Annotated in this window: 12 protein-coding genes; 1 reads left to right on the top strand and 11 read right to left on the bottom strand. The window is 50.8% G+C overall.

From position 1 onward, the window contains the following. Nucleotides 1-111 precede the first annotated feature (111 nt). Both DVH26_RS16460 and DVH26_RS16455 read right to left on the bottom strand, forming a co-directional pair. Nucleotides 112-1,947 carry a glycoside hydrolase family 97 protein gene (locus DVH26_RS16460; protein ID WP_239634852.1) on the bottom strand — a complete coding sequence of 612 codons (1,836 nt, stop codon included), beginning with the start codon at nucleotides 1,945-1,947 and terminating at the stop codon, nucleotides 112-114. Nucleotides 1,948-2,053: 106 nt separating this feature from the next. Further along, nucleotides 2,054-3,442: an MATE family efflux transporter gene (locus DVH26_RS16455; protein ID WP_239634851.1), complete on the bottom strand. Its 1,389-nt coding sequence runs from the start codon at nucleotides 3,440-3,442 to the stop codon at nucleotides 2,054-2,056. A gap of 219 nt (nucleotides 3,443-3,661) precedes the next feature. On the opposite strand from DVH26_RS16455, the gene DVH26_RS16450 reads away from it, so the two are divergent. After that, nucleotides 3,662-4,579 (top strand): aldo/keto reductase, encoded by a 918-nt coding sequence (locus DVH26_RS16450; protein WP_239634850.1) that lies wholly within the window; start codon nucleotides 3,662-3,664, stop codon nucleotides 4,577-4,579. A gap of 223 nt (nucleotides 4,580-4,802) precedes the next feature. Here DVH26_RS16450 and DVH26_RS16445 read toward each other — a convergent pair whose 3' ends face one another. The 9 genes from DVH26_RS16445 to DVH26_RS16405 form a co-directional block, all read right to left on the bottom strand. After that, complete coding sequence (locus DVH26_RS16445; protein ID WP_239634849.1) at nucleotides 4,803-5,936, bottom strand: glycoside hydrolase family 88 protein; 1,134 nt, start codon at nucleotides 5,934-5,936, stop codon at nucleotides 4,803-4,805. Nucleotides 5,937-5,956: 20 nt separating this feature from the next. Continuing rightward, nucleotides 5,957-7,816: a heparinase II/III family protein gene (locus DVH26_RS16440; RefSeq protein ID WP_239634848.1), complete on the bottom strand. Its 1,860-nt coding sequence runs from the start codon at nucleotides 7,814-7,816 to the stop codon at nucleotides 5,957-5,959. 84 nt (nucleotides 7,817-7,900) lie between these two features. Then, nucleotides 7,901-9,517 carry a response regulator transcription factor gene (locus DVH26_RS16435; RefSeq protein ID WP_239634847.1) on the bottom strand — a complete coding sequence of 539 codons (1,617 nt, stop codon included), beginning with the start codon at nucleotides 9,515-9,517 and terminating at the stop codon, nucleotides 7,901-7,903. Further along, a complete protein-coding gene (locus tag DVH26_RS16430) occupies nucleotides 9,510-11,345 on the bottom strand; it encodes a sensor histidine kinase (RefSeq protein WP_345774062.1) in 1,836 nt (611 codons plus the stop codon). The genes DVH26_RS16435 and DVH26_RS16430 overlap by 8 nt, the downstream gene beginning before the upstream one ends. Nucleotides 11,346-11,442: 97 nt before the next feature. Beyond that, the gene (locus DVH26_RS16425) at nucleotides 11,443-12,813 is read right to left on the bottom strand and encodes an ABC transporter substrate-binding protein (RefSeq protein ID WP_239634846.1); all 1,371 of its coding nucleotides are present in this window, start codon (nucleotides 12,811-12,813) and stop codon (nucleotides 11,443-11,445) included. A 135-nt stretch (nucleotides 12,814-12,948) separates the two neighbouring features. Further along, the gene (locus DVH26_RS16420) at nucleotides 12,949-13,782 is read right to left on the bottom strand and encodes a carbohydrate ABC transporter permease (protein WP_239634845.1); all 834 of its coding nucleotides are present in this window, start codon (nucleotides 13,780-13,782) and stop codon (nucleotides 12,949-12,951) included. A 38-nt stretch (nucleotides 13,783-13,820) separates the two neighbouring features. Next, a complete protein-coding gene (locus DVH26_RS16415) occupies nucleotides 13,821-14,720 on the bottom strand; it encodes a carbohydrate ABC transporter permease (protein ID WP_239635394.1) in 900 nt (299 codons plus the stop codon). Between the two features lie 206 nt (nucleotides 14,721-14,926). Next, entirely contained in the window at nucleotides 14,927-15,607 is a 681-nt protein-coding gene (locus tag DVH26_RS16410; RefSeq protein ID WP_239634844.1) for a class I SAM-dependent methyltransferase, read from the bottom strand. 183 nt (nucleotides 15,608-15,790) lie between these two features. Next, nucleotides 15,791-17,140 (bottom strand): Nramp family divalent metal transporter, encoded by a 1,350-nt coding sequence (locus DVH26_RS16405; RefSeq protein WP_239634843.1) that lies wholly within the window; start codon nucleotides 17,138-17,140, stop codon nucleotides 15,791-15,793. Between the last annotated feature and the right edge of the window lie 39 nt (nucleotides 17,141-17,179).

Raw genomic sequence — 17,179 nt, 5'->3', positions numbered from 1 at the left:
TCATCGCCAAATACAGCTCTGTATCCATCCGATGACATCGGAATTATATAAAATCTATTATGGCAGGAAAAAACGGTCCTGGCGCCGCCAGGACCCTTTTTAGCTAAGCTGTTAATTCACAGCTTTGACAATTCGGAGGACGGCTCCTCCGTTAACCCTCAATGGAAGATGCAGTGTATCTCCTGCGGTAACCGATTCCGAGCGGACGGTAATTTCCGTCGAATGTTTGAAACGGTAATGATCAAGCTGCCCGAATACTTCCTCATAAATCTCAGCCGTGTACGCTTCGCCCGGATCGAGGAAGTCAAGCCGGATATGGGCAGTCCGGCCTCCTGCTGCGCAGATCGTCCCGACATACCAGTCCTCCCCGCTCCTTCTCGCCATCGAGACATAACGTCCCGGATAGCCTTCCAGCAGAACGGTTTGATCCCAAGCTGCCGGCACCTGCTTCAGGAACGGCTGTCCTGCGCTCTCTTGGTAAGCCTCTACGGAGTCGGCAAAATTTTGCACAGCGGATTCGAACAGTACCGCCAATGCCAGCTGGTGGCAGTGCCCGGTCCGAGTCAATCTCGAGAAGGTGACCGGCGTGTAGTCCATCGCCCCGACCACGTTGCGTGTAAAAGGTACCGTACAGTTGTGTACGGCATTAGGGCCCTCGTTCAAATCGTTCTTCCAGTATTCCGCACCAAGAATTCCTTCTCTGGTCAACACATGCGGCCATCGGCGCTGTTCACCGGATGGCTTCGTGGAGCCATGGTAGTTAATCATCAACCGATATTCCATCGCCACCCGTGCGATCATATCATATACCTGGATTCTTGACTGGGAATCGCTGTCGAAGAAATCAACCTTCACGCCTTTAACGCCCCATTCGGCCCATAGCGCGAACTTCCGCCGGCACTCTTGTTCCTCCTGAATCCGGTTATAATGCGTCCATACCCAGATGCCGACACCTTTGCCTTCCGCGTAGCGGATCAGCTCCGGCACGTTCGTCGTGCTCTCCTCACGGTCCCAGCCTCCGTCCACAAGCGAGTACTCCCAGCTCATGTCAGCGGCAAAATCGACGAACTTCACCTGCTTGTCATGATCCCGGCACGATTGCGAATCGGAGTGCCACGACCACGCGGAACGGCCGGGACGGATCCAGGACATGTCCTCGATTTCCGAAGCGGGATTGAGGTTGAACACCAAAGTAGATTCAACGATGGTCGCCAGGCTGTCGCCGATGATCGCCGTTCTCCAAGGCGTAGCGAGCGGTCCGTCCGTCACGTTCGGGGTTGGCTGATCAGGTGCAAAAGCCAGATCGAGCGTGCGAGGCTTCTCACGGTTAACCTTTAGATGAGACGCGCAGTAATGGCCGTACACGGCCGCTTCCGTCAACAGCATCCAGCCGTCGTTGCCTACCTGGAACAGCATAGGAAAGGCATAATCCTCTTCATCCATCAGCTCGATCATGCTCAAATCGTACGTCCGCTCGTAGCATTCCATGAACTTTTGAGCCCATACATTGACCAGCGTCTCTTGCGGAAGCACGAAACCGGTCGGCTCCTCCGTGATCGTCAGCACGCCTTCGGCAGGCAGCACATAACGGAATGCGATGCCGTCGTTGTATGCGCGGCATACCAGCTGCAGCACGTCCCCGTCTTTTTGAAAGGCGAGCGTCATTTCGTTGGCATGATTGACGTATTGTGATGTTTTCCCGTGCGGAAGCGAGTAAGTCTCATCAATTACCGCAGCGGATTTTTCCATAAATTGCAGCCGATCTGTAAACCGCTGCCTGTCCGTAACGATGCCCAGCGGCGAGGCGGCGACAATCGCTTTGCCCTCTTTGCTTACGCTGTATTGCAGCATGCCGGATTCATTCAACTCGACGCTGAACTGAATTACGGCATCCGGAGAGCTTAACACCCAGCTTTGCTTCGTTAGTACTCCAACTGCTTGATTCATACAGAACACTCCCCTTATTGTTATTTGACTGTCGTCGGACAGTAACCAAATTCGGGACAAGCTTCATTCGTTACCATCCTATTCCAAATCCACCCAGTTCTCAATGCTACAAACTCATATGTTTGTGTCCGAAACTAAGGTTATCGGCTGCCGCCTCCGGCAGACGGCCTCTTCTCCTCCAACGGATGGCGACCAGGATGCCCCGAACCGTCTCATCTGCAATCATTGCCATATAGATACCGATAATGCCCCATCCTAGTGCGATACCGAACAAATAAGAGCAGGCGGCAGCCACCAGCCACATGGACAGCATATTGGTCAAAGCGGTAAACCGGGTATCTCCAATCCCGTTCAATGAGAAGGAAAAGGCCTGATTCACCATCTTCAGAGGCTGCAGCACCACGTTGATAAAGAATAACGGCATCGCTATCCGAATAATTTCGGCGTCAGAAGTAAACCAGCCTATAGCCGTTCTTCCTACGCTAAGCAGGAGCAGCGACGTCGTCAGGACGAAGAGCAACCCCGCCCAGAGCGCCGAATAAGCGCTGCGGTAACACGGCTCAAAGTTTCGGGCGCCGTACAAATGGCCGACTCGAATTTGTGAAGCCATGGCTACGGACATGCCGACCAGCCACGGAAGCGACTGAATCGTGTTCATATAAGTGAACGAAGCTAATGTTGCTGCGCCCATGGAGGCGACGATGGCGAAAATAATCGCTTGCGTATAGTTCCAGGATGCGGCGTTAAAGGTCATCGGCCAGCCGATTCGCCATACTTCCTTGGCCAGCGGCTTGTCAAACCCTTTCCAATCGCTCTTGACAAAGCCTGGCTTGAACGACTTGTACATCACGATGAGAGCGAGGATTAGCGCAACCGTCCGGCTGATAACCGTAGACAAAGCAACACCGAAGATGCCCAGCTGAGGAATCCCGAACTCCCCATAGATGAATAAGTAATTCAATACCAGATGGATCGCATTCATTCCCATGACGATGAGCATCGGTCCCCGCGTATTTCCCGTATTGCGTATAATGGACGACGCAGCCGCATACAGCGAAATGACGATCGTATTCGATCCGACGATGCTCAAGTACGTAACGGCCAGCGGAAGCACCTCTTCGGGAGCCTGCATAAAGCCCAACAGCCACTCCGCGCTGAAAAACATCGCTACGCTGAGCAGCGCTCCAACTACAATATTCGCCTTGATGGTGATAGCAGCCGTACGCCTTGCCTGCTCTACATTCCCGGAGCCGAGCTTTTGCGCGATGAGAATGCCTGCGCCGGAATTAATCATCGTAAACATGACGCTTGTTGCGTTCAAGATTTGATTCGACAGTCCGACCGCGGATGACGCATAATCGGAGATGTGGGTTACCATCAACGTATCGACAGTTCCCATGAGAAACTGTAAAAACATTTCAATGGCAATCGGCCACGACAAATACCATAAGGAAAGCTCCTTTTTGGCTGCCGGCAGCTCACTTCGGTTTTTCATTTTTTTCCCCGCTTACCTTTCCTCGCTGTTTAAAATGTCTTGCAATAAACCACTACAGTATAAAAGACGGCCGATCCGAATGGATATAGTCAATATTCACTTGTTTATATCCGATATTCCGTTTTTCATTAACGCTTTAACGCACGGATATAAAATTCAGGTATAATGGGGATGAATTAGTACTCTGCTTTATACTGAACCCATTAAGGAGTGAGACCCGTGCTATACCGCAAATTTGGAAGTACAGGCTGGAACGTATCGTCCATCGGACTCGGAACTTGGAATATCGGCAATCAATGGGGCGATATCGATGAAGCGACAGCCTACTCTACCATTCGCACGTCCATCGACCATGGAGTGAACCTGTTCGATACGGCGGAATCGTACGGCATTCCGAACGGACTCTCCGAGCAGCGGCTCGGCAGAGCGCTTGGCGGGGACCGGCATAAGTCGTATATCGTATCGAAAATCGGCAACTTCGGCAAGCGGACCGGACAAGGCGTCCCGCTGACAACCCCCGATATGATCCGGTTGTGCGCCCATGCTTCCCTGCACCGGTTAAGAACCGACTGGGTCGATGTGATGCTGTGCCATATCGGAGATATTCAAGATCCGTCCGTATTCCTCGAAGGCTTCGACCTATTGAAGCAGAACGGCGAAATCCGCGAATACGGCATTTCCACCAATAACCTGGAAGTGCTCAAACGGTTTAACGCAAACGGCACTTGCCGGGTAGTGGAAGCGGACTACTCGCTGTTAAACCGGCAGCCGGAGGATGAATTCCTCCCGTATTGCGAAGCCAACGGTATTGCGGTTCTTGTCAGAGGCCCTCTGGCAATGGGACTTCTGTCCGGCAATTATACGGCGGAGTCGGTGTTTACCGACAGCGTCCGCAGCGGGTGGAATCAAGACGGCGCCGGCCGGAAGCAATTTGAAGAACGCATCGGCAAGCTCGAAGCCGTTCGCCAAGCGTTGGCGGATGGTGAAGACATGGCGACGGCGGCGCTTCGCTTTGTCATATCCCGCCCTTCCGTCGTAGCGATCCCCGGAGCCAAATCTCCGGAGCAGGCAGCCAAAAATGCCCAGGCGGGGAGCGCGGTATTCACCGGCGAACAGCTGGAACGCTTCGGTAAGTAAGGCGACAAGCCGACGTTCAGTCGGCTTCTTTAGAGTGACTCGAAACCCATACAACCGAAAAAGCAGTATGAGTACCCCGGTGGGATACCTCCCTCCAGCCGCTGTTATTTTCAGAAAATCAATACTTGAGATAATCCGTTTTCTGCAGCACAACAGCAAAAAAGCCATCTCCAGCAGCAAGTCTGCTTGAAGATGGCTTTTTATCATCACCATTTCGTAATTTTTACCAAAAACGCTCCGTATGACCCTTCAACCGGCTTAAGCCTTCTACAAAATAGTAATCACCGTAAATCAGCGGCACATCCATATTTTTTTGCTCCGGATAATGGCTTGTTCCGTGAAGAATGAGCCCTTCCTCCTGCTCGTTATCCCACGCTCCGTAGTTCGTGTATAACGAATGCAGGATGGCTTCTCCGGCATTCCGGTAGCCATCGGCTTCCAACGCATCTACTTCGTCTGCGATGAGAAGCAACCCGCACGCGGCGCAAGCGCCGGCCGATGAATCCCGATACGGCGTGACCTCGGGAGGAATGCGGAAATCCCAATGCGGGACATGATCCTCCGGCAGCTGCGAAATAAAGAAATGAGCCGCTTGCTTCGCGGCATGCAAATAGCGCACTTCACGGGTATGATGGTAGCTCAGCGCCATCCCGTAGATCGCCCAAGCGGTGCCTCGCGACCAACCGGACTCGGGCGCATAGCCTTGACCGCCCAAAGCTTCGACTCGCTCTCCCGTCGTTTCGTCGAAACGAACGATGTGATAGACGGAGCCGTCCGGGCGGATGAAATGCTTCAATACCGTATCGGCGTGCTCCATCGCCAGATGCTTATATCTCGGGTCTCCGGTTACTTCGGTGGCCCAGTACAGAAGCGGAAGGTTCATCATGCAATCGATGATGGCCCAGCCGGCGTTGTTCTCGCCTTCCCGCCAAGGGTTCCAGGCGCGGATGAAGTTGCCTTTGACATTGAAGCGGCCGCACAGCAGATTGGCGGCAAGCAGCGCGCGGCGCTTGGAGTCTTCCGACTGCAGCAGCTTGTATTGCGCAACGCTGGTCAACGTCCACATAAAGCCGATATCGTGATCCAGCTTGTAGTAATCGGCGATCACTTGATCCAGCTGGCTCTCGCATTGCTCCGCTATCGCTTTGAAATGCTCGTCCTTCGTATCGCGGTACAAGAGCCATAGCAGCCCCGGCCAAAAGCCCGCCGTCCACCAATAAGCCGGCTCCAGTTTATAAGTTCCGTCCACGCTGGCATGCGGGAATCCCGCTCCGATCCTCCGGCTTGTCCGGTTTACCTTGGCTACGGTTTGCTGCCAGGCTTCCTCAACCCAGCCGCTTGTATTTAAAGCAGTCATTGCATCTATTCCCCCTTAAATTATGACTCGAACTGAAACTGCACCACGGCGCTGCACTGCTGCGAAGGATGACGAAGCTTCATTTCTATCGCATACACATCTTTCATGACGCCATAGTGGTCAGCATATTCGAGCTTATGAATGTGCGGCTCCAGCACGTCCGGGTCGTATGAAACGATGAGCCGCTGCTCCTTCCCGGGAATCGTCAGCTTGCCGTCCGCCATTACCGGCTCCAGCACGGTAACAAATCGTTCCGTTATCTCATCGGGCGTTCCGGTGAACTCAAACGTATCCGTCAACGTAAGGACCGGCTTCTCCGTTCTTTCCCATGCAAAGCTCCGTTTCAACAGCTTAATCTGAGCATCGGCGCCGTATGCCGCGGACAGCTCCATTTCATAATGTATGGTATCGCCATCGGAATAGCAGCTTACCTCCCGCGCGCGATATTCAGCTCCGGCTTGCTGCAGCCGGCCGTTGATTACGGGCACGGAATGACCTTGTGCCCCGTTGCATAGATAAGAGTACCGTTCCGCACCGAAATATTCCTTCGTATACATGCCGCATCCGAGATCGGCTAGGAACGTCTCCCCTTCATAATGCAGGATGAAGTGGCCGACATCGTTGTGGTTGTGCGGCTCCGCATTATGCCCGCCTTTTGCCGCAAAGCAGTACATTCCGATCTCGTCGGCATGTCTTGATATCAGCCATTGCGAATCTTCAAGGAAGTAGGTGGCCGGTCCCCAAGGCGCTCCGTTCGCCGCCTTATCCTCCTGAAACCACAGCAAGTTGCGGAAGGCCGTACCCCAGCGGTTGCAATGATCCTCCGTATAGCTTGTCCGCAGCGCGAATTCCGGCAGTTCCACATCGGGATACATCCGATTCAAGTAATGGGTCAGTCCCATATGAATGTGCGATTCCGGTTGGGAATCCGAGAAGTTGACCACCGATGTTCCGCATAGAAAACACTTTTGCTGGAACAGCGCAATTTGATGAATTTTTTCGTCTGAAAACAGGCTCAGAGCGCCTCCCGTTTTGACCTTCAGCAAATCGGCGAAAAATACAAAAAATCCGAAGCCGTAATACCAGTATCCGTATCCTTCCGTAGTCGCCCCATCGCTCTTGAATCCGGACAAATAATGATTCATGGCTTGCAGCACTCGCTCCAGGATGATCGACAAATCATCCTGGTCCTTGATCAAGTGAAGCGCAGCCGCACCGATTGAGCCCGCGCATACCGCAGCCCAATTATGACTCGCCGTTTCCCAGTGAAACGGGCCCTGATGGATGAACGGCCAAAAAATGCGTCGGTACACCTCATGTCTGATCCGGTTTCGAAGCAATAGCGGCAGTCGGTGCTCCGTTAACCGCAAAATCTCGCTCAAGGCGAATCCGGTTTCCGCTGAAAACAAGTCTATGGCGCCGGCATTGCCTGCAATAGCCTCGCTCGGCTTCTGCACGGAATACTCTGTTTCGACCGTAGACTCCGTCGTCGTGTTCACATGCGCAGGCAAGCTCCATGTGTATTCGTTGCATATGGACCACAGCGTCTCTTCCAGCGCCGACTGATAATCTTCCCGCTCCGGCTCCAACAAGGACATGATGGCGAATGTGTTCAGCCGTTTTCTCATTTCGAAATAAACCCGCTCGTATTCCAATCTCGTACCGCGGTCTTTGAAAATGCGGAACAACGAATACGAAAGCGCGGGAGCGGTCTGATCCAGAAGCAGCGCCGCTTCGGCACGGATTTCGTCTATCATAGGCCGATAGGCTTCCGCTTGTCTTACCTGCTCCCACCAAGATTCCTGCTCGCAAGACGGAAACAGCAGCTTGTCGACGGGCATCGACTGCTGCAGCAATTGCTTGATTTCGTCGCTTTTCATAGCGCAGCGTCCTCCATGGATAGATAATGGTTATTATCTTAATCCTAGCTCATCGCCACGCCGAACGATAGGACTATTTTTACATTAAAGCGAAGTTTTTTGACCTCTGTATTCCAGCGGCGTGACCCCTACCGATGCTTTGAATATTTTTATGAAATAGCTCTGATTGTCGTAGCCGAGCATTTCGCAAATTTTCCCCACCGGGTGGTTCGTTTGGTCGAGCAGCTCTTTGGCCCGGTTCATCTTCATCCGCGTGACGTACTCGATGAACGTTTCCCCGGTTTCTTTCTTGAACAAACGGCTGAAATAGCTGCTGTTCAAAAACAAATGGTCCGCGACCTCCTCCAGACTGATCCGCTTGTCCAAATGAAGCGATACGTAATGGCAGGCTTCTACGACTTCCGTCCGCTTGCCCCGTTCTCCTATTTCCCCGGCCAGCGCGATGACCGACTGCAAATGCTCTACAAGCCAGTGCTCCAGCTCAAAGAGGGAGTCGATTTCGAGAATCTCCTTGTGCAGCACATCTACGGCATACGTTGAACGGAAATATTGCAGCGACTGAAGCTTCAGCTTCAGATCGAGCAGCAGCTTCAGCACCCAATCCTTAACCTTCTCCGGCTCAAAGCTGTGCTCTTTCAAAAACGCCATCCAATGTCTGACCGTAGAGACAATCGGCCCGGTCTGCTTCTCCAGCATCAATTCCCTAAGCTCCGTGCTGGCTTGATCATACCAGGAGAACAGATCGATGTCGCCGTGCTTCAACGACTGCTTTTTCACAATGGAGCCCTCATCCATATAAAACCGCTGCAGGCCGCTCGCCAGCAGTCCGTTTAAAGTCCCCTTGATTTCCTCCGGATTGCGGCACCGTTCGCCGATAATAAAGGACATCGAGATTTTCAAATATTTGTTCAGCGCGGCTTGAATCTGCTTCATCCGCTCCACGGCGGCATCATACGGGTTGATTTTCAACGACGGCAAATACGGGAACAAGAAGAACGACTCCTTCGTTCCATAGGCGAAATGGACGGCCGGCGAGCCGTCTCTTGAGCTCACTTCACCGATTATGTTATCTACGGCAAAGCGCAATATATCGTCCGACACAAAGCGCTGCTTCGCCGTGCGGTATTCGTCAATCAACCCGAGAATCGGCAGACACTCCATGCCTTCGAGAGACAGCTGAAACGACTTTGCTTCGGCAAGCCAATCCCCCGCGTCCATGATCGGCTGCTGCAGCGTTCTGCGAATGAATTTTTCTTTCAGCAGCTCTTTATTCCGATCTACGATGTGCTGCAGCTGATGCTGATGCGTCTGTACCCGCTCATCCTGATCCAGACTGGCCTTGAACTGCTGAAGCAGCTTCTCCAGGTCTTTCGGGTCCAGCGTATCCTTCAGCACATAGTCCTGCACATTCAGCTTGACCGCTTGCTGGGCGTAATGAAATTCGTTATGGCACGACAGAATTGCAACGCGCAAGCTTGCCTTTTGCTCCTTCAGCTTGGCTATCAGCTCCAAGCCGTTCATTCTGGGCATCCCGATGTCCGTAATAAGAATGTCGGGCATTGCTTTCTCCGCCTGTTCCAAGGCGATGGCTCCGTTCTCGTAGCACCCTTGAAGCTCCAGCCCGTATTCATTCCATGGAATGGTCTCCGAGAGAAACTCGAGAACGGGATAATCGTCGTCGACCAGCATTACTTTATACATGAGAAGATGTCACCTCCAAACTAGGAATGAACATCGTAATGCGCGTGCCCTTACCCTGTTCACTGTCAATTTGCATAACAAACGCCTCGCCGTGAGTCATGCGCATCCGTTCATTGACATTCGTTAATCCCATACTGGAAAATCCCCGATGTTTCTCATGCTCCGCTTCCTCCGGAGCTGCCTTTTCCGTGCCGGGTTCGACCTTCCTGCGCAGACGATTCAAGGCTGACTCGTCCATGCCCACTCCATTGTCCTCCACAGCGACGATCAGCATGTGCCCTTCCACCCAGGCTTCCACAAGAATCGTCCCTGCCGATTGGCTAAGCCCGTGAATGAGCGCGTTTTCGATCAGAGGCTGCAAGAAAAACCTAGGCACTTTCTCCAGCAGCGCATCGGAAGATATCTCGGTCTTAAGCTGCACCTTCTCCTTCTGCCTCATATTCATCAGCTTCGTATAATCCATGACGATCTCAATTTCCTCATGGAGCGGAATAATGCTTTTATCCTGATTGATCGTCATCCTCAGCAGCTTCGACAGCGAGCCGATCATTTCGGCGCTCTCCTTGTCTCCGCGAAACATGACTTTCATGCGGATGGAGTTCAGCACATTAAACAAGAAGTGCGGATTGATCTGCGCCTGCAGCATATCGAGCTCCGCCTTTCGCTTACGCGCCTGGGTATCGGAAATTTCCGCTATCATCTCCTTGATCCGGTCGAGCATTTGGTCGAAGGAAAAGCCGAGCCGTCCGATCTCGTCCTCGCCGCGGATGTGGGAGCGGACCTCGAGATTGCCCTTTTGCACCTTCATCGCCACCTTGCCCAAACCGACCAGCGGCTTGGTAAACGTGCGCAGCAAATAGACAAGCAGCAGCAAGAATACGATAAAAGAGACGATCTGGAACGTAAACACTTTATTGAAGATGGAATCGATCTTATAAATCGCCTTCTTGTAAGGCGTCAGCGACACGATCTTCCATCCGGTAAACAGCTCTTTTTGCGTGAGCAGATAATCTTCGTTATCGATTTGTACGATGTCGGACGCCATATCCTTCCGGCTTCCATCCAGCTCGATAGGAAACCGTTGTCCAATCTTGGTCACGTCATTATCCGAAATGATAGTATTCGAGGCGTCGACAATTTTAAATTCCTGATTTTCGGCCAGCCGCTCGAAGTTTTGATTCATCTGATTTTCCATTATCGTCACAAAGACATAACCGAAAATAATCGAGCCTTCTCCGCGGAGCGTCCTGACTACCGACAGCTGATATGGATGGCTGTCCTTCAAGGAGGAGAATACGGTTGGCGAAGCGCCGACCCACAACGAGTTAAATCCGTATAAGTTTTTCAGCTGGGAAAACCACGGTTCTTTGGTTAAATTGATGGGATTATAGTCATATACCGAATAATTGGAGTAATAAGTGCCGTTGGACAGCAGAATCGTCACATAGCTTTTTTCTCCGCCGATAGTGATATTATCAATTTGTTTAAGTATTTTATTCCGGTCGTTGAACTCGTCATACTCGGCAGTAGGTCCCGTATAAGGCGCACCGAACACATTGCGCTTCATAATGGAGTTCAAGTCGGAGTCCATCTGGATCGAGTTGGCGATATTAAGCATGTATTTCAGCGTATTGCTGACGTAGTTGTTGACGAGCAGCAGCGATTCCTGCGAGTTCGATACCGCCTGTTCCTTCACGGCATCCCGGGTCAAGTAGTTGTACATCAAGAGCGTGATGCAGGCAGGGATCAATATGCATGTTATGGCCGCCGTCATCAGCTTGAAGCGGAACGACCGGGAAGCTATCCATTGGCGTTTCCGTTTGAACAAACCTTATCACCTCGCTGTATTCGCAAATGGACAATCCCCATACCGCAGCAAAAGAAGGGGTAGGCTTGGCCTTCCCCTCCTTGCATTAGTATAACCCTTATTTTTTGTTCGTTGCAATGATGCTGTTGACGCGGTCTTGAGATGCTTTCACCGTCGTATCGAGATCTTGCTTGCCCAGGATCAGCTTCTCGAACTCTTCGTTCACCGCTTTGTATACTTCGGCTTGGTAAGAAACCGGAGGAACAATAGCGGAGGATTTCGAATTAGCAAGAACGCTCACCAGAGAAGCTTTGTCGACTTTCTCGGGGTTTTTCGTGCCGGCCAAGATCGTATCGATGATTTTGCCCAGATCTTCTTGTTTCACTTTGTTCCAGGCTGGAATGTTCTTGCCTTGAACAAGCTGTCCGTCCGTTGTCAACCAGCGAATGAACTTGTAAGCTTCATCTTTATTCTTGGAAGCAGCCGCTACGGAAATATAGTCAGTAGTTACTGTTGCATAACCGCCTTGCTCAGAAGCATTGTTTTTAGGGAATGGAGCAACCGTTACGTCAAAGTTCAACGGAACTTGATCCGTACCGCCAAGCTCGGTGTTCATCCAGCTGCCTGTCACGATCATAGCCGCTTTTTGGTTAAAGAATTGGGTACGGTAGTTCAGCTTCTGAGAAAGCATGTCCGCGTAAGGTGTTGCGGATTTGTCTTCTTTTTCCATTTTCACGCGCATTTCAAGCGATTTCTTGAACAGCGGGCTGTCCATGTTCGAGCTGCCGTCCGCTTTGATAAACTCCGGATTTTCCGGTTGGTTGGACATCGCCAGCTTCACGTAGTCGAGCCAGCCGCCGTTTTGCGGTCCGTGGAAGTACGTTCCGTATACCCGGTTCGCGCCTTCGCCTTTGCTGAGCTTTTTGGCGTAGTCCATGAATTCGTCCCATGTCCAATCCTTTGGTACCGGCAATCCTGCCGCGTCCAGCATGGTTTTGTTCAACAGAACGTACCATGGGTTAAACTTGCCCGGCAGCGCATAGTACTTGCCGTTCAGCTTCGTGTCTACTTTGTACTCTTCATTGACTTTGTAGCCGTCCTTAGCGATGTAATCGTCGATCGGAGCGACCATGCCGAGAGCAACGCGTTGTGCGTAGCTTGCCGCATCACTGAACATCAGAACGTCCATTGCTTCGCCCGATGCAGCCGCAAGGTCGAGTTTTTTCAAAGCTTCTTGCGTGTCGCCTTTTTCACTCAGTCCGATTACATTGATCTTGACTCCCGGATTTTTCTCTTCATACGCGGCAATCGTTTTTTTCCAAGCATAGTTGCCTTCTGTCCCGAATGTATAGAAGCGAAGCTCAGTCGTACCTCCAGCAGCCGCTCCACCTTGGCCAGCATCCTTCTGATCTCCGGCACCGCCGCAGCCTGCAAGCACACCTAATGCCACTACGCTGGTTAAAATACCGGCTCCTACTTTTTTGTTCATTTACTTAACCCTCCTTGTTTGGACCTGAACTTATGTGTTGTATCTTGTGTTCTTTGAAATTGTATCAATTTACTATCTTTCATCCATGCGCGTAAATTGACTTTTTTACAATTATTTTGACTTATCCTGTACTTATTATCCTTTAACCCCGCCCATGGCTATACCTTCAATAACACTTTTTTGACCAATGATGAAAATAATCAGCAGCGGCAGGATCGCAGATACCGCGGCAGCCATGATCAAAGAATAGAATTCGCCGGACAGCGAGGTAAATTTCTGCATAGCCAATTGGATTGTGAAGAGCTTGTCCGTCCGCAGGAAGATCAGCGCGTTCGTATAGTCGTTCCAAGTCCAGATAAAACGTAGAATCGCGTACGTTGCAACCGCAGGACGAACCAGCGGCATCGCAATGGACCAGAAAATTCTCCAGTGACCCGCTCCGTCAATTTTGGCGGATTCGATGAACTCGTTGTGAAGCCCCATGAAAAACTGCCGCAGCATAAAGGTACCGAGGACACTAAAGCTGCCAATGATGATGAGCCCGATATGATTGTCGAACAATCCGATATACCGGTACAGAATAAACTGAGGAACAAGGATCGCTTGAGACGGAACCATATACGTTGTCAAGACGATCAAGAACAGCCATTTGCTTGCCGCAAACTGCACTTTGGAGAATCCGTAGGCCGCAAGTGCAGATACCGTAACGGAAAGCACTGTAGTCACAACGGTAATTTTGATGGAGTTCCAATAGTATAAGTAGAAAGGATAATCGCCGAACCAGACTTCCTTGTAGTTGGCAATCGCATTCCATTGCTTCGGAATCCAGTCGATTGGAAAGTTAAATACATCGGCTTCCATTTTGAAGGATGCGGAAAGCATCCAGAAGAACGGCATCAGGAACATTAGACTGACTGCAAACATGATGACCGTAATGATTAATTTACGGAGGCTTAATGGCTCCTTCATGTTGTACCCACCTCATTTTCTTTCATATGACTTGACTCTTAATAGTTAACCCATTTTTTCTGACCGATCCATTGCAGTCCAGTGATGACCAATACACACAAGAACAACACAGCCGCCATGGAGGATGCATAACCGATTTTCAAGTTCGTAAATGCCGTGTCGTACAAATACCATACGATCATGCTGGTGGACTGAATAGGTCCGCCTTGCGTCAGAACGGCAATCAAGTCAAAAACTTTGAAAGTTGCAATGATACCGGTGATCAACAGGAAGAATGTCGTTGGCGACAGCAAAGGCAGTGTAATGCTGCGGAATTGCACCCATTTGGAGGCGCCGTCGATATCCGCTGCTTCATACAAATCTTTAGGAATCGATTGCAGACCCGCAATATAAACGATCAAGTTAAAGCCGATGGAAATCCAGACCGAAATCATCATAACGGAGATCAAGGCATAGTTCGGGTCGGCGATCCACTTCGGCGGATCGGAAATGCCGATCGACATCAGAAACTGGTTGACCGGACCGGCCGAAGGATGAAACAATACTTGCCATACGATCGCTACAGCCACGACGCTGGAGATGTAAGGCATGAAGTAAGCAACCTTGAAGTAGCCTTTCAAATACACGTTTTTATCAATAATAATGGCAAGAACTAAGGATATAATTAAGTAAATGGGCACGGTAAGCAAGAACACCGCGTTATTGCGGAATGATTTCAAGAATGTCGCATCCGTGATCAATTTTTGGAAGTTATCCAATCCTACCCAGTTGAAGCCTTTAAAGCCTACAATAAAATTCCAGTCCGCGAAGCTCAGAACGAAAGTGGCGATGATGGGAATTAAGACAAGAACCGTAACCCCGATCAGCATGGGACTTACAAACAAGAAGCCCGCTAAGGTTTCCTTCCGCTGTAGCCCGCCGTTCCGCTTTTGCGATATGCGCTTCTCTGCCGCAGCAGCCGATGTGTTAGAATTCACGATGCTTCACCTCTACTTCTATAATGTTGAGTTTATTATAAGCAATGGCAATGCAAGATATTTAACGGTATTTTGATTACATTGTCGACGATTTTGACTTTTTGTCGAAACGGACAGCAAAAAGCCTGGCGCAGAAACGCCAGACTTTATTTATCAAGAAATGCTTCCTATTCCGATTTCCTTGCATAAAAAACGGCAAAATCCTGGTACTTATATACGCAGTCCGACTCCTGAAAACCGGCTTCCTGAAGCCAGCGGAGCTGGTCCCCGGCCTTCGCGTTAATGTCGAGCTTCCGCCGCTCGATCGATGCGTCCGCAGCCTCCGTCGAAATTCCGTTGGTGCGTATCCATTGCACCCACATCTGTTTGTAGAGCTGATCCACGGCGTGAGTCTCCCCCATCACTTGATCGGCGTTAATGAACAAGCCGCCGTCTTCGAGCAAGCCGTAAATTCTTTGAAACAGCGTCTGCTTAGCCTCGTGAGTGAGATGATGGATCGATAAGGATGAGACAATGAGGTCAAACTTGTGCTCGAACGGATACTCCGTATAATCCGCGACTATGTATTCGATTTCCTCCACGGCCGCGAACCGCTGCTTGGCGATATCGAGCATCTTGTCTCCCAAATCGATCAAGGTCAGCTTGCATGCAGGGTACTTGGTCCGCATTCCTTCCGCCAGCAGACCGGTCCCTGCGCCTAAATCAAGGATTCGCGGCGAGGGCTTATCCGTCTGCGCCCATCGTACTGCGGTGCCGTAAAAATCGTCGAAGCACGGAATCAGCAGCCGCCTCTGCTCATCATACTTATGCGCCACCTCATTAAATTGGCGGATCACCTTCTCGTTCATGTCCATCCCTCATTTCTTCATTGTTACTATTTATAGTATACAGCGACTGTTATAATGTAAAATATATAAATTCAATTTATTTCATAGGAAATAACTATAATATAATGCTGCAAAAAACAGGCCAGGATCTTCCCTCCCGTTTAGGAGTCCGATTCCTGACCTGATCGTGAACAAGCTAATGATTTATTCGAAAAAGGTTTGGTACAGCAAATATACATTCAAGATGGCGATGACTCCTGCGACCACCCAGGACAGCCATTTCAACCAGCCTTTGTTGGCGAACTCACCCATTTTCTTCTTATCGCTCGTAAAAAATACTAATGGAATAACGGCAAAGGACAGCTGCAGCGATAAAATGACCTGGCTCAAAATAAGCAGCTTCGCCGTTCCGCTCTCCCCGGCAATGGCTGTTACAATAACCGCCGGAATGATGGCGATCATCCGCGTAATCAGCCGGCGCAGCCAACCGGGCAGCCGGATGTTCAGGAAGCCCTCCATGACGATCTGGCCTGCCAGCGTTCCGGTCAGAGTAGAATTTTGCCCCGATGCGAGCAGCGCTACGCCGAACAGAATACTTCCTAACGTCGTACCGAGAAGCGGCGTCAGCATTTGATAAGCATCCCCGATTTCCGCAATATCGGTCATTCCTGCCCTGTGGAACGTAGCGGCGGACAAAATAAGAATGGCCGCGTTGATGAACAAGGCGAAAAATAACGCAATGGACGAATCCCAGGTCGCATATTTGATGGCTTGACGTTTCCCGTCACGAGTTTGATCGAATTGCCGTGTTTGCACAATAGAGGAATGCAAATACAGGTTATGCGGCATGACCGTTGCGCCGAGAATCCCAATAGCGATGTACAGCATCGTCGGATTGGTGAACAGCTCCGTGGTCGGTACGAAGCCTCGGGCAATGCCGCCGATATCCGGCTTCGACAAGATCATTTCGGTTAAGAAGCAGCCGCCGATCGTTACAATAAGCACGATGACGAGCGATTCAATGAACCGGAAGCCTTTATTTTGCAGCAGCAAAACTAACAGAACATCCACGGCGGTTATCATGACCCCGTACAGTAACGGGATGCCGAATAGCAGGTTCAGGGCTATGGCCGATCCGATCACTTCCGCAAGATCACAAGCCGCTATCGCCAGCTCGCACAGGATCCACAATGTAAATGCAACCGGCTTGGAATAATGATCCCGGCATGCTTGAGCCAAGTCTCTGCCTGTGACGATCCCGAGCTTGCCGGCCAGCGATTGGAGCAGCATCGCCATCAGGTTCGATAACAGGATGACCGACAGCAAGGAATATCCGAACATCGATCCTCCTGCGATATCCGTCGCCCAGTTTCCCGGGTCCATGTACCCGACGGCTACCAGGTAGCCCGGTCCGGCGAACGCAAGAAATTTTTTGATCCAGCTTCCGGTCTTAGGAATTTTGAGAGAACGGTATACTTCAGGAAGCGTCGCCTGCTTCCTTGACAATCTCCATCCTTCGTCCGCCGTTTGGTTGATTTGGCTGTTTTCCAACATAAGCTATCACCTCTTACAGTCTTAATAATATGGACATCT

Origin of the sequence: Paenibacillus sp. H1-7 (genome assembly GCF_022354825.1) — a bacterium.
Taxonomy (GTDB): Bacteria; Bacillota; Bacilli; order Paenibacillales; family NBRC-103111; genus Paenibacillus_S.
Note: the sequence above shows the minus strand (reverse complement) of the source record. Positions and strands in the feature narration are given on the sequence as shown.

What these genes read in the sequence shown, in the direction of transcription:
- DVH26_RS16435 (WP_239634847.1), bottom strand. Translation starts at nt 9,517, where the DNA reads ATGTATAAAGTAATGCTGGTCGACGACGATTATCCCGTTCTCGAGTTT.
- DVH26_RS16405 (WP_239634843.1), bottom strand. Translation starts at nt 17,140, where the DNA reads ATGTTGGAAAACAGCCAAATCAACCAAACGGCGGACGAAGGATGGAGA.
- DVH26_RS16460 (WP_239634852.1), bottom strand. Translation starts at nt 1,947, where the DNA reads ATGAATCAAGCAGTTGGAGTACTAACGAAGCAAAGCTGGGTGTTAAGC.
- DVH26_RS16440 (WP_239634848.1), bottom strand. Translation starts at nt 7,816, where the DNA reads ATGAAAAGCGACGAAATCAAGCAATTGCTGCAGCAGTCGATGCCCGTC.
- DVH26_RS16410 (WP_239634844.1), bottom strand. Translation starts at nt 15,607, where the DNA reads ATGAACGAGAAGGTGATCCGCCAATTTAATGAGGTGGCGCATAAGTAT.
- DVH26_RS16445 (WP_239634849.1), bottom strand. Translation starts at nt 5,936, where the DNA reads ATGACTGCTTTAAATACAAGCGGCTGGGTTGAGGAAGCCTGGCAGCAA.
- DVH26_RS16420 (WP_239634845.1), bottom strand. Translation starts at nt 13,782, where the DNA reads ATGAAGGAGCCATTAAGCCTCCGTAAATTAATCATTACGGTCATCATG.
- DVH26_RS16455 (WP_239634851.1), bottom strand. Translation starts at nt 3,442, where the DNA reads ATGAAAAACCGAAGTGAGCTGCCGGCAGCCAAAAAGGAGCTTTCCTTA.
- DVH26_RS16425 (WP_239634846.1), bottom strand. Translation starts at nt 12,813, where the DNA reads ATGAACAAAAAAGTAGGAGCCGGTATTTTAACCAGCGTAGTGGCATTA.